Origin of the sequence: Streptomyces sp. SID14436, from assembly GCF_010548465.1 — a bacterium.
Classification (GTDB): domain Bacteria; phylum Actinomycetota; class Actinomycetes; order Streptomycetales; family Streptomycetaceae; genus Streptomyces.
Genome location: NZ_JAAGMD010000510.1, coordinates 1 through 12,670, shown reverse-complemented (window position 1 = coordinate 12,670; position 12,670 = coordinate 1). Strand labels below are relative to the sequence as shown.

The following is a 12,670-nucleotide window of genomic DNA, read 5'->3' as shown; positions in this document are numbered from 1 at the left end:
CCCGGAACCTCCCCCGACCGGCAGGTCACCACGACCGCCAGCGCCCGCTCGCCAGGGGCGCGGGGAACTGCGCGAGAACCCGCCACGGCCGGCAGGTCACCACGGCCCCCAAACCCCCGCTTCTCAGGGGCGCGGGGAACTGCGCGAAAACCGCCCACGGCCCGCGGGCCACCACGGCCCCCAAGCCCCCGTTTCTCAGGGGCGCGGGGAACTGCGCAAACCCACCCGCGCCCCGCCGCAGCCCGCCGCCGCCTCACCCCAGCCTCTCCGCCAACCCCGCCGTACAACGGACTTCGTCCCCCGCCGTGATGAGCAGCGCCTCCACCCCCGGCAACGACTCCAGCCACGCGAGCCCCGCCCGCGAGCCCATCGCGAACGCCGCGGTGGCCCAGCAGTCCGCCCAGGTCAGGCTGGGGGCGACGACCGTCACCGCGACCAGGTCGGTCACCGCGGAGCGCCCCGTGCGCGGGTCGACGATGTGGTCGCCGCGCTCGGCGGTCCCCGAGGTGGCCACGGCCAGTTCGTCCACCCCCGCCGCGGACACCACCGCCGCGAGTCCGCCCGGCCGCACCGGGTCCGACACGCCCACCCGCCAGGGCCGCTCCGGCCCGGGTGCGCCGAGGAGCTGGACGTCGCCGCCCCCGTTGACGTTCACGCCCGCGGCCCCCGCCTCGGCCAGGACCCGCGCGGCGCGCTCCGTGGCCCAGCCCTTGACGATGCCGGTCGGGTCGAGCCGGCCCCGGTAGCGGGGGCTGAACCAGCCCTCGCTGAGCCGTTCCGCCTCCTCCGCCAGCGCGAGGACCTCCGCGACCTCGGGATCGCACTCCCCGACGGTGAGCTCACCGCGCGCGAGCCGGGAGATCTGGCTGTCGTCGCGGTAGGTGCTGAACACCTCGTCGACCCGGTGCAGTCCGGCCACCGCCTCCGCCAACGCCTCCCGCACGGCGTCGGGTTGCCCGCCGCGGACGTCGAAGGAGAAGACGGTCCCCATCGTCTCCTCCACGTGACGTACCGCGGCGGGAGCCTGTGCCGGCCCGGTCACCGTCTCAGCCACCGGCCTGGTCCAGGGCCGACTGGAGGGACTTCTTGTAGCCGGCGCTGGTGTAGGTGGCCCCGGAGACGGCGTCGATGTCGGCGCTCCCGGCCTCGACGACGGCCTTGTTCAGGCGGGGCACGGAGTTGAAGGTGACCTGGTCGCTCTGCCCGCCCTTGGGCGCCTGGACCGCCTCGGCCCGGGTGATCTTCCCGCCGGCGACGGTGATGCGGACCTGCACCGTTCCGTACTGGGTCTTCTCGGCGTCCCCGGTGAAGGTGCCGTTCTCCAGGGCCTTCGCCCCGCCGCCCTGCTGCTTCCCCGCACCGTCCGAGCCGGACGCCCCGGACGCCCCGCCCGATCCCGAGGAGCCGGAGGACGCCGGGGGTGCCTCCTTCTCCGCCTTGTCGAGCGCGGACTGGAGCGACTTCTGGTAGCCGGTGCTGGTGTAGGTGGCCCCGGAGACGGCGTCGATGTCGGCGGTCCCGGCGGCCACGGCGGCCTGGTTCAGCTTGGGTACGGCGTTGGCGGTGATCTGGTCGCTCTGCCCGCCCTTGGGGGCCTGGACCGCCTCCGCCTTGGTGATCTTCCCGCCGGCGACGGTGATGCGGACCTGCACGGCGCCGTACTGGGTCTGGGCGGCGTCACCCGTGACCGTACGGGCCTGCGCGCCGCCCCCGCCCTGCCCGGACCCGGCCGCCGACTTCGCGGCCTTGTCGAGGGCGGACTGGAGGGACTTCTTGTAGCCGGCGCTGGTGTAGGTCGCCCCGGACACGCTGTCGATGTCCGCGCTCTGCGCCGCCACGGCGGCCTGGTTCAGCTTCGGTACGGCGTTGGCGGTGATCTGGTCGCTCTGGCCGCCCTTGGGGGCCTGCACCGCCTCCGCCTTGGTGATCTTGCCGTCGCTCACGGTCAGCCGGACCTGGACCGCGCCGTACTGGGTCTGCTCCGCGTTCCCGGTGACCGTGCCGTCCCCGATGGCCCGGGCACCGCCCTGCGGGGACTGGGCCGCCGCGGGCGGGACCGCGCCGCCGGCCGCGTCGGCCGAGCCCGGGTCCGAGCCGGGCTTCAGCGACAGCAGCAGCACGATGCCCGAGACGGTGGCGGCGGTGGCCAGCACGACGCGCCGGACGGGGTGAGACTTCCTCATCGTTTTCCAAGCTCCTGAAGGGGTGTGGACGGCCCGTCGCTCACATCTCGAACGACTCGTGGTGGATACGGCGAGCGGGGACCCCCGCGCCGCGCAGTGCCTCGTAGACAGACTGCGCGAATCCGGGCGGACCGCACATGAAGACGTCGTGGCGGTCGATGTCCGGGATCTTGCGCTGCAGGCTCTCCGCGGAGATGTCGGGCCGCTCGCCGTCCGGGCTGTTCACCGCGTACATCAGGCGCGCGCCCCGCTCGTCGGCGATCTTGGCCAGCTCACCCCACAGGGCCAGGTCCTGGGTGGTGTTCGCCCGGTACAGGAGGGTGATGTCCCCCGCCGCGCCGGGCAGGGTCTCGAACAGCGCCCGCATCGGGGTGATGCCCACGCCGCCCGCCACCAGCAGCACCTTGCCGCGGCTGCGGCGCTGCGCGGTGAGCGCGCCGTAGGGGCCCTCCGCCCAGACCCGGGTGCCGGGCTCCAGTTCGCGGAGCCGGGAGCTGTGGTCGCCGATCGCCTTGACGGTGATGCGCAGCATGTCGGGGCGGGGCGCCGCCGACAGCGAGTACGGGTGGGAGCTGAACCGCATGCCCGGCGCCAGGAAGCGCCAGCGGAAGAACTGGCCCGCCTCCGCGCCCATCCGGTGCAGCCTGCGCCCGCTGATCAGCACCGACGTGATGCCCGGGGTCTCCTCGATGACCGCCGCGACCCGCATGCGGTGCCGCAGGTTCAGCCGGACGGGGGTGATCACGCGGTACCAGAGGACCAGTGCGGTCACGGTGCCGTAGAGCCCGTACCAGAACGTCTTCGCGGTCGGTTCGACGGCGAACTCGTTGCCGGTGGTGATCTGGTGCCAGAACGTCAGGTACACCGCCGCGTAGGTGAGCAGGTGCACGTGGTACCAGCCGTCGTACGGCAGCCGGCGCCGGACCGGGCCGATCGAGATGAGGGCGATCACGAACAGCAGGCCGGTGCCGATGGCCGCCTTGCCCATGTCCGGCAGCTCGTTCACCGAGGTGACCGTCTGCTGGACGATGTCGCCGAGCGTCCTGCCCGCCTGGAGGGCGTAGCCCCACATGATGAGGAAGACGTGGGCGATGACCAGGCTGACGGTGTAGCGGCCGCTCATGGCGTGCCAGCGCGCGACCCGGTCGGAGCCGACCCGGCGTTCCAGCGCGGGCACCCGCGCCATCTGCAGCACCACGAGGGCCATCAGGTAGCCGGCGAGCAGTCCGGTGATCCGGCCGGCGGCGACCACCCGGCCGGTGGTGTCCGCGATGGACGGGGTGTTCGTCCACCACAGCCACAGCACGGCCACCGCGCCCGCCCCCACGGCGAGCAGCAGGGGCACGGCGGGGGAGCGGCGCGGGCGGATGCGGCGCATCGTCTGGCGGCGGGCGGCACGGCCGCCGGCGAGCGTGGTGGTCACGGTTCCTCCGTGGGGACTTGGCCCTTGGCCCACAGATACGTGCCGTGACGCTGCAGCGTTCAGCCTGGTTCGAGGTCAGTGGCGGGTGATCGCGGTGGCCCCGTCCACGGTGCCGATCGCCAGGTGCGGGCGCCGCCCGGGTTCGGCCCAGCGCAGGATCCGCCGCATGGCCTCCGCGGGCACGGACACGCACCCCGCGGTGGCGCCGCGCCCGTTGACGTGCAGGAAGATTCCGGCGCCCCGGCCGCGTACCGGCTCGCGGTAGTTGAAGCCGACGACGAGGGCGTGCGCGTACTGCTCGCGGTAGGTGATCAGGTGTTCGGCCTCGGCGGCCCGGCAGTCGGCGGCCCGGGGTTCGCTCCAGCGGTTGTAGTGGCGGGAGGCGTTGTCCTGGCACCACCAGGAGTCCTGGCGCACCGGCCGGTAGGGGTACCTGGTCCCGGCCGGGGCCGGGCGGATGCCGAAGGCGTACGGCAGCCGGTACAGGCCGGTGGGCGTGGTGCTGGTGCCCTGGCGGCGGGTGGTCCCCTCGGCCAGCCCGTTGGCCCCGAAGCGGGCCGGGGCGGTACCGGCCGCCACCCAGCGGCCGCCCCGGCGGTCCCACCAGGTGAGCGTGCCGGACGTGGAGCCGGTGTCCGGTGCCACCGCGGTGATGAGCTGGGTGCCGCCCCCGGTGTCCGCCATCCGGTCCGGCAGCGGTGCGGCGGCCGGCCCTCCGGCGGGCGGGCGGCCCGCGCCGAGCACGAGGAGGGACAGGCAGAGCAGGACGGCGGCGGGGGCGGCACCTGGGCGCATGGCTCAGACCGTAGACGGCGGCAGCGGCAACGGCAGCCCGGGCAGTCCGTCCATGCTGGTCGCGATGTGCTCCTTCTTGGTGAAGTAGGCGTCGAGCGAGGCGTCGTCCTCCCGGGCGAACCGCTTGGCGTGCAGATCGCGCTCGGACTCGTAGGCCATGAAGGGCACGGCGTAGCCGCAGGTGTCGCGGATCAGTTCGGCCGTGACGACGATGACGGCGCGCAGGCCGTGGGAGCCGTGGTCGATGTCGGGGAAGCGGGCGAGGAGACCGGGGAAGCGGGGGTCGTCCCGGAAGACGGGTTCCCCGCGGCCGTGGACGCGCACGATGTTGGGCGGGCCCTGGAAGGCGCACCACATGAGGGTGATCCGGCCGTTCTCCCGGAGGTGGGCGATGGTCTCGGCGTTGGAACCGGCGAAGTCGAGGTAGGCGACGGTGTGTTCGTCGAGGACGGCGAAGGATCCGCGCAGTCCCTTGGGTGAGAGGTTGACCGTGCCGTCGGCGGACAGGGGAGCGGTGGCGGTGAAGAAGACCGGCTGCTCCTCGATGAAGGTGCGCAGCCGTCCGTCTATGCGCTCATAGGTCTTTCCCATGGTCATGAGTATGGGCGAAAGTCTTTCGACTGTCTAAGGAATTCGCCGACCGGCCGGTCCGGGCCGTGTGCCGCCGGAAAGTCCGTGGCCGCCCCGGCCGGCGCGTCCACGGGGCGGCCACAGCGCCTGGCACGTCACGCGGTGAGCGTGCAGGCGGCCGGGGGCCGGGCACCGCGGAGGCCCGGGTGGGGGCGGGGACCGGCGCGGCGCCTGCGTCGCAGAGCCATACGGGGGAGCGGTTCCGGGTGTTCAGCCGCGGGCGGGGCGGGGCCGGTCGGGTGGGGCGTCGGCCGTCCGGGCCGCGGGCGGTGCCGCCCCTCGATTCCAGGGCTCCGGCCGGGCGGATTGACGAATCATGCATCCTCCTGCATACTCATGCATATCAGCGAATGCACTGTGAGGAGAAACCCGTGACCGAGCGCGTCGTACTCGCCTACTCAGGCGGTCTGGACACCTCCGTCGCCATCGGCTGGATCGCCGAGGAGACGGGCGCCGAGGTCATCGCCGTTGCGGTCGACGTCGGCCAGGGCGGCGAGGACCTGGACGTCATCCGCAAGCGCGCCCTGGCCTGCGGCGCCGTCGAGGCCGAGGTCGCGGACGCCAAGGACGAGTTCGCCGACGAGTACTGCCTCCCGGCGATCAAGGCCAACGCCCTCTACATGGACCGCTATCCGCTGGTCTCCGCGCTGTCGCGGCCCACCATCGTCAAGCACCTGGTGGCCGCCGCGCAGAAGCACGGCGCGACCACGGTCGCCCACGGCTGCACCGGCAAGGGCAACGACCAGGTCCGCTTCGAGGCCGGCATCGTCGCCCTCGCCCCCGACCTGAAGTGCATCGCCCCGGTCCGCGACTACGCCATGACCCGCGACAAGGCCATCGCCTTCTGCGAGGACAAGGGCCTGCCCATCGCGACCACCAAGAAGTCGCCGTACTCCATCGACCAGAACGTCTTCGGCCGCGCCGTAGAGACCGGCTTCCTCGAGGACATCTGGAACGCCCCGATCGAGGACGTCTACGAGTACACCCAGAACCCGGCCCTCGCCCGTGAGCCCGACGAGGTCGTCATCAGCTTCAAGCAGGGCGTCCCGGTGGCCATCGACGGCAAGCCGGTCACCGTGCTCCAGGCGATCCAGCAGCTCAACGAGCGGGCGGGCGCCCAGGGCGTCGGCCGGATCGACATGGTCGAGGACCGCCTCGTCGGCATCAAGTCCCGCGAGGTGTACGAGGCGCCCGGCGCCATCGCCCTGATCACCGCCCACCAGGAGCTGGAGAACGTCACCGTCGAGCGCGAACTGGCCCGCTACAAGCGGCAGGTCGAGCAGCGCTGGGGCGAACTGGTCTACGACGGCCAGTGGTTCTCCCCGCTCAAGCGCGCCCTGGACGGCTTCATCGACGAGGCCAGCCGGCATGTCGACGGCGACATCCGGATGACCCTGCACGGCGGCCGGGCCGTCGTCACGGGCCGCCGCTCCGAGTCGTCGCTGTACGACTTCAACCTGGCCACGTACGACACCGGCGACAGCTTCGACCAGGCCGCCGCCAAGGGCTTCATCGACATCTACAGCCTGTCGTCGAAGATCGCGGCGAAGCGGGACCTGGCGTAGGCACCCGGCGGGCTCTCACCCGCAGTAGCCTGACTGCCGCCTCCTCACCCACCGTGAGGAGGCGGTGGCACATCCACAGCCTTCGAGGAGCAACGCAAGTGAGCAGCAACAGCGGTGACGTACGGCTCTGGGGCGGCCGTTTCGCCGACGGTCCCGCCGAGGCCCTGGCGAAACTGTCCGCGTCCGTCCACTTCGACTGGCGCCTGGCGCCGTACGACATCGCCGGTTCCCGCGCCCACGCGCGCGTGCTGCACACCGCGGGACTGCTCACCGAGGACGAGCTGACCCAAATGATCGCCGGCCTCGACCGGCTGGAGGCGGACGTCGCCGACGGCTCCTTCACCGGCACCGTCGCCGACGAGGACGTGCACACCGCCCTGGAACGCGGCCTCCTGGAGCGCCTCGGCCCCGACCTGGGCGGCAAGCTGCGCGCGGGCCGCTCCCGCAACGACCAGGTGGCCACCCTCTTCCGGATGTACCTGCGCGACCACGCCCGCGTCATCGGCGGTCTGATCGCCGAGCTCCAGGACGCGCTGATCGGCCTGGCCGAGGCCCACCCGGACGTGGCCATGCCCGGCCGCACCCACCTCCAGCACGCCCAGCCGGTCCTCTTCGCCCACCACGTCCTCGCCCACGTCCAGGCGCTGTCCCGGGACGCGGAGCGGCTGCGCCAGTGGGACGAGCGCACCGCCGTCTCGCCGTACGGCTCCGGCGCGCTGGCCGGCTCCTCCCTCGGGCTGGACCCGGAGGCGGTCGCGAAGGACCTCGGCTTCGAGCACGGCAGCGCCGCCAACTCCATCGACGGCACGGCCTCCCGCGACTTCGTCGCCGAGTTCGCCTTCATCACCGCGATGATCGGGGTGAACCTCTCCCGGATCGCCGAGGAGGTCATCATCTGGAACACGAAGGAGTTCTCCTTCGTGACCCTGCACGACGCCTTCTCCACCGGGTCGTCGATCATGCCGCAGAAGAAGAACCCGGACATCGCGGAACTCGCGCGCGGCAAGTCGGGGCGCCTGATCGGCAACCTGACCGGCCTGCTCGCCACCCTCAAGGCCCTCCCGCTCGCCTACAACCGCGACCTGCAGGAGGACAAGGAGCCGGTCTTCGACTCCATCGACCAGCTGGAGATCCTGCTGCCGGCCTTCACCGGCATGATGGCCACCCTCACCGTGCACCGCGAGCGCATGGAGGAACTGGCCCCGGCCGGGTTCTCGCTGGCCACGGACATCGCCGAGTGGCTGGTACGGCAGGGGGTCCCGTTCCGCGTCGCCCACGAGGTGGCCGGCGAGTGCGTCAAGGCCGCCGAGGCCGAGGGCAAGGAACTCGACCAGCTCACCGACGAGCAGTTCGCGAAGATCTCCGCCCACCTCTCCCCGGAGGTGCGCTCGGTCCTCGACGTCCCCGGCGCCCTGGCCTCCCGCAACGGCCGGGGCGGCACCGCCCCCGACGCGGTCGCCGTCCAGCTGGCGGAGGTCAAGGCCGACGTGGCGGCCCAGCACGCGTGGGCGACCGCGAAGCAGCGGAGCTGACCGGGCGGCACCCGGCGGACACCCGCCGGGCGCCGCGGGGCGGGCGGGGCGCACCGTCGGCCGGGCCGGCCTTCTGCGTCCGGCGGAGCGAACGGGCGGCGCGGGTTACGTTGGGTCGGACGTCCGTACCTGAGCCGACCGACGGAGCCCGCGATGCCCTTCGCCCGCCTGGCCACAGCGACGACCCCCACCTGCCACATCGGCCTCGGCCTCGCCGCGGTCGGCCGCCCCGGCTACATCAACCTCGGGCGGGACCACGACCTCGGCGACCGCCGCACCGTCGACGACCTGCGCGCCCGCACCCACGAACTGCTCGACGCGGCGTACGCCCAGGGCGTGCGCTACATCGACACGGCCCGCTCCTACGGCCGCGCCGAGGAGTTCCTCGCCGCATGGCTGACGGCGCACCCCGAGCACGACGACGTCGTCGTCGGCAGCAAGTGGGGCTACACCTACACCGCCGACTGGTCCACCGACGCCGAGCGGCACGAGGTCAAGGACCACTCCCTCGCCGCCTTCGAACGCCAGCGCGCCGAGTCGGCGGCCCTGCTCGGCGACCGGCTCGACCTGTACCAGATCCACTCGGTGACCCCGGACAGCCCCGCCCTCACCGACAAGGAACTGCACGCCCGGCTCGCCGAGGCGGCGGCCGAGGGGCTCACCGTCGGCTTCTCCACCAGCGGCCCGGCCCAGGCCGACGCCGTCCGCGCCGCCCTCGCCGTCACCGTCGACGGCGAGCCGCTCTTCCGTACCGTCCAGTCGACGTACAACGTGCTGGAGACCTCCGCGGGACCCGCGCTCGCCGAGGCCCACGACGCCGGGCTCACCGTGATCGTCAAGGAGGGCATGGCCAACGGGCGGCTGGCCGGACCCGACGCCCCGGAGCCGCTGCGCGCGGTCGCCGAGGAGGCCGGCCTGGGGTGCGACGCGGTGGCCCTCGCCTACGTGCTGCGCCGGCCCTGGGCGGGCGTGGTGCTCTCCGGTGCCGCGACCGTCGTCCAGCTGGCCTCCAACCTGCACGCCCCGGTGGTCGACCTCGACGACGACCGTCTCGCGGGCCTCGAAGCGCTCGCCGAGGACCCCGGCACCTACTGGGAGAAGCGCGGACAGCTGCCCTGGCACTGACCCCCGGGCCGCCATTCCCCCCGGCCCCACGCGGTCCCGGCACCGCACGGGCCAGTGTGACGCTGCCCTCATCCTGAGACAGGCGCGCCCCGAGTGAGACATCAATGTCTCACGTGCGCTAGTCTCGTCTCATGGCCGTCGATCGTGAACAGGTGCTGCGCGCCGCCGCCTCTCTGCTGACCCGCAAACCCACCTCGACCCTGGACGAGGTCGCCCGGTCGGCGGGCATCAGCCGCGCCACCCTGCACCGGCAGTTCGCCGGACGCGACGCGCTGGTGCGGGCGCTGGAGGCGCTCGCCATCGAGGAGTGCGAGGCCGCCCTGGAGACCGCCCGGACGGACGAGGGCTCCGCGAGCGACGCGGTGCGCCGGCTGGTCGCCCGGATGGAACCGCACGCCGGCCTGCTGGCCTTCCTCTACACCGAGAACCAGCTCTTCGAGGGCGAGGAGCAGAACGACGGCTGGACCCGCATCGACGACGCCTTCGCCGCCCTCTTCCTGCGCGGCCAGGAGAACGGCGAGTTCCGCGTCGACCTGAGCCCCGCCTGGCTCACCGAGGCGCTCTACGGACTGCTCGCCTCCGCCGCCTGGGCGGTGGCCGAGGGCCGGGTCGCCCCCAAGGACTTCACCCACATGATCGTCGAACTGCTGCTCGGCGGCGTCCGGCGCCCCGACACCGCGCAGGCGAGGAACCACGCATGACCGGCACCGTCCACCCCGCCCGGACCGACGAGATGACGCAGCGGCCGGGCCGGTGGCTGGCGCTCGGCGTGCTGGTGCTCGCCGTGCTGCTGGTGGCGGTCGACGCGACCGTCCTCGGCCTCGCCACCCCCTACATCAGCGAGGACCTCGCGCCCTCCGGCAGCCAGCTGCTCTGGATCGGGGACATCTACTCGTTCGTCATCGCCGGTCTGCTCGTCTCCATGGGCAGCCTCGGCGACCGCATCGGACGCAAGCGGATCCTCCTCGTGGGCGCCACCGCGTTCGGCGCCGTCTCCGTGCTCAACGCCTACGCCACCAGCCCCGAGATGCTGATCGTCGCGCGGGCCCTGCTCGGCGTCGCCGGAGCGACCCTCATGCCGGCCACCCTCGCGCTGATCCGCCACCTCTTCCACGACCCGCGCGAACGCAGTCTCGCCGTCGGCGTCTGGGGCGCGACCGCCTCCGCCGGCACCGCCGTCGGACCGATCATGGGCGGGTTCCTGCTCGAGCACTTCTGGTGGGGCTCGGTCTTCCTGATCAACCTGCCCGTGATGGCCGTCCTGGTCCTCGTCGGCGCCCGGCTGCTCCCCGAGTCCCGCACCGCGAACCCCGGCCCCTGGGACCTGGCCAGCGTCCTGCTGTCCCTGGTCGGCATGGTCGCCGTGGTCTACGCGGTCAAGGAGACGGCCTCCCACGGCTTCGGCTGGGTCACAGTCGCCGCCGGACTGCTCGGCGTGGGCGCCCTGCGCGGCTTCGTCCGCCGCCAGCTCCGGCTCCCGGTCCCGCTGCTGGACATGAGGCTGTTCCGGCACCGCGGCTTCAGCGGGGCCGTGCTCGCCGACCTGCTGACCATCCTCGGCCTGTCCGGACTGGTGTTCTTCCTCTCCCAGTACCTGCAACTCGTGCAGGGCAGGCGCCCGTTGGAAGCGGGACTGGCCGAACTGCCCGCCGCGATCGGGGCGGTGGCGGCCGGACTGGTCGCCGGCCGGGCCGCCCGCCGGCTGTCGGTGCGCGCGGTCGTCTCCGGGGGACTCGCCGCCATCGGTCTGTCACTGGCCGCCCTCACCGCCATCGACGGCTCCACCGGCTACCCCCTGCTCGGGGCCGCGCTCCTGGTCGTCGGACTCGGCGCCGGGTTCGCCTTCACGGTGACGGCCGACGTGATCCTCTCCAGCGTGCCCAAGGACCAGGCGGGCGCCGCCTCCGCCGTGTCCGAGACGGCCTACGAACTCGGCGCCGCGCTCGGCATCGCCGTGCTCGGATCCGTCGTGACCGGTGTCTACCGCGGCTTCACCGGCCCGGCCGGCACCCCGGCCGCCGCCCACGAGTCGCTCGGCGGTGCCGTCGAAGCGGCCGGCACACTGCCCCCCGACACGGCCGCGGCGATGCTCGACGCGGCCCGGCAGTCCTTCGTGGACGGGCTGGTCCTCGCCGCGGGCGTGGGCGCCACGGTCCTCCTGGCGGCCGCGGTGGCGGCCTGGTTCATGCTCCGGGGCCAGCGCCTGGAAGGGGAGGCCGCGCACTGACCCGCCGGCCCGGTGCCCGGGCGGGCGGCTGCGGGCGGCGTCAGGCCGCCTTGGCCTTGCTCGCGTACATGTCGACGTACTCCTGCCCGGACAGCCGCATCACCTCGGTCATCACCGAGTCGGTCACCGCGCGCAGCACGTAGCGGTCGCGGTCCATGCCCTCGTAGCGGGAGAACTCCATCGCCTCGCCGAAACGCACCGTGACCCGGCCCGGCCGGGGCAGACCCGCGCCGCCCGGCTGGAGCTTGTCGGTGCCGATCATGGCGAACGGCACGACGGGCGCCCCGGTCATCAGCGTCAGCCGGGCGATGCCCGTGCGGCCCCGGTAGAGGCGGCCGTCGGGGGAGCGCGTGCCCTCCGGGTAGATGCCGAAGACGTTGCCCTCCTCCAGCACCCGGTGGCCGGTCATCAGCGCCGCGACTCCGCCCCGGCCGCCGTCGCGGTCGACCGGGATCATGCCGACACCGGTGAAGAACCACGCCATGAGCCGGCCCTTGAGCCCTTTGCCGGTGACGTACTCGTCCTTGCCGATGAAGAAGACCTGCCGGTCGCAGACGATGGGAAGGACGATCGAATCGATGAACGTCAGGTGGTTGCCGGCGAGAATCACCGGACCGTCGGACGGAATGTGCTCCGCGCCCTCCACCCGTGGGCGGAACATCAGGCGCATGATCGGTCCGAGCACTGCCTTGATGAGCGCGAAGCGGGACAACGGGCCCTCCGGTGGGAACGGTATGTCGATGCGTACGAGTCCGTGCAGGTGAGGACATTACTCGCGGCCCAGGGGGTCGCGCACACCGGGCTCATGGGGTTCACCGAGGTCTTACTCACTATTGACACTGCTTTACCTGCGGCGCTCACCGCGGCCCGGCGGCAACACTCCCGTCACCGTGTGACGGAATTCGCCCGCACCCCTGTCACCGGACGCGTTCCCCGATCCGCCCCGCCGAATCGGACGAGCCGTCACGTTCCCGGTGCCGTACGGCGGACCTACGACAGAAGACGACACGCGGCATCACCCATGTGTTCGGCCCGGGGTCTCCCGCCCGTCACGCGCCCCCACCTACGATCGGCCCCGCACCGGACCAGCCGACGGCAGGAGAGAGCGCTCATGACAACGCGGGAGTCGAACGAGCAGGCGGGCGGAACCGGACGGCGGGCGCTCCTCGGCGCGGCGGTGGCCGGCGCCG

The 12,670-nt window shown here is 72.9% G+C and carries 10 protein-coding genes and 2 pseudogenes; 5 read left to right on the top strand and 7 right to left on the bottom strand.

Annotated features, from left to right (window positions below; translation table 11 throughout):
* Positions 1-253: 253 nt before the first annotated feature.
* From G3I53_RS17695 to G3I53_RS17675, 6 genes and pseudogenes are all read right to left on the bottom strand, one after another.
* Complete coding sequence (locus G3I53_RS17695) at positions 254-1,054, bottom strand: FAD:protein FMN transferase (protein WP_343240640.1); 801 nt, start codon at positions 1,052-1,054, stop codon at positions 254-256.
* Positions 1,047-1,268, bottom strand: a pseudogene (locus G3I53_RS33965) (FMN-binding protein); the annotation flags it as partial. The pseudogene G3I53_RS33965 and the gene G3I53_RS17695, both read right to left, overlap by 8 nt.
* Before the next feature lie 165 nt (positions 1,269-1,433).
* Positions 1,434-2,183 (bottom strand): annotated as a pseudogene (locus G3I53_RS17690) (FMN-binding protein); the annotation flags it as partial.
* Between the two features lie 40 nt (positions 2,184-2,223).
* Entirely contained in the window at positions 2,224-3,606 is a 1,383-nt protein-coding gene (locus G3I53_RS17685) for a ferredoxin reductase family protein (protein WP_164333047.1), read from the bottom strand.
* Positions 3,607-3,681: 75 nt separating this feature from the next.
* Positions 3,682-4,401 (bottom strand): L,D-transpeptidase family protein, encoded by a 720-nt coding sequence (locus tag G3I53_RS17680; RefSeq protein WP_164333046.1) that lies wholly within the window; start codon positions 4,399-4,401, stop codon positions 3,682-3,684.
* A gap of 3 nt (positions 4,402-4,404) precedes the next feature.
* Entirely contained in the window at positions 4,405-4,992 is a 588-nt protein-coding gene (locus tag G3I53_RS17675; RefSeq protein ID WP_164333045.1) for a pyridoxamine 5'-phosphate oxidase family protein, read from the bottom strand.
* Positions 4,993-5,402: 410 nt separating this feature from the next.
* On the opposite strand from G3I53_RS17675, the gene G3I53_RS17670 reads away from it, so the two are divergent.
* From G3I53_RS17670 to G3I53_RS17650, 5 genes are all read left to right on the top strand, one after another.
* Positions 5,403-6,596 carry an argininosuccinate synthase gene (locus G3I53_RS17670; RefSeq protein ID WP_164332869.1) on the top strand — a complete coding sequence of 398 codons (1,194 nt, stop codon included), beginning with the start codon at positions 5,403-5,405 and terminating at the stop codon, positions 6,594-6,596.
* A 98-nt stretch (positions 6,597-6,694) separates the two neighbouring features.
* Complete coding sequence (gene argH / locus G3I53_RS17665) at positions 6,695-8,128, top strand: argininosuccinate lyase (protein WP_164332870.1); 1,434 nt, start codon at positions 6,695-6,697, stop codon at positions 8,126-8,128.
* A gap of 153 nt (positions 8,129-8,281) precedes the next feature.
* Positions 8,282-9,253, top strand: a complete 972-nt coding sequence (locus tag G3I53_RS17660; protein ID WP_164338574.1) for an aldo/keto reductase — start codon at positions 8,282-8,284, stop codon at positions 9,251-9,253.
* A gap of 131 nt (positions 9,254-9,384) precedes the next feature.
* Entirely contained in the window at positions 9,385-9,954 is a 570-nt protein-coding gene (locus G3I53_RS17655) for a TetR/AcrR family transcriptional regulator (RefSeq protein ID WP_164338575.1), read from the top strand.
* On the top strand, positions 9,951-11,480 hold the full coding sequence (locus G3I53_RS17650; RefSeq protein WP_164438536.1) for an MFS transporter: 1,530 nt from the start codon (positions 9,951-9,953) through the stop codon (positions 11,478-11,480). The genes G3I53_RS17655 and G3I53_RS17650 overlap by 4 nt, the downstream gene beginning before the upstream one ends.
* Positions 11,481-11,520: 40 nt before the next feature.
* Here G3I53_RS17650 and G3I53_RS17645 read toward each other — a convergent pair whose 3' ends face one another.
* On the bottom strand, positions 11,521-12,192 hold the full coding sequence (locus G3I53_RS17645) for a lysophospholipid acyltransferase family protein (protein WP_164332592.1): 672 nt from the start codon (positions 12,190-12,192) through the stop codon (positions 11,521-11,523).
* Between the last annotated feature and the right edge of the window lie 478 nt (positions 12,193-12,670).

Excerpts from the sequence above, each read along its gene's own strand:
- G3I53_RS17680 (WP_164333046.1), bottom strand. The coding sequence starts at position 4,401 with ATGCGCCCAGGTGCCGCCCCCGCCGCCGTCCTGCTCTGCCTGTCCCTC.
- G3I53_RS17675 (WP_164333045.1), bottom strand. The coding sequence starts at position 4,992 with ATGGGAAAGACCTATGAGCGCATAGACGGACGGCTGCGCACCTTCATC.
- G3I53_RS17660 (WP_164338574.1), top strand. The coding sequence starts at position 8,282 with ATGCCCTTCGCCCGCCTGGCCACAGCGACGACCCCCACCTGCCACATC.
- G3I53_RS17655 (WP_164338575.1), top strand. The coding sequence starts at position 9,385 with ATGGCCGTCGATCGTGAACAGGTGCTGCGCGCCGCCGCCTCTCTGCTG.
- G3I53_RS17650 (WP_164438536.1), top strand. The coding sequence starts at position 9,951 with ATGACCGGCACCGTCCACCCCGCCCGGACCGACGAGATGACGCAGCGG.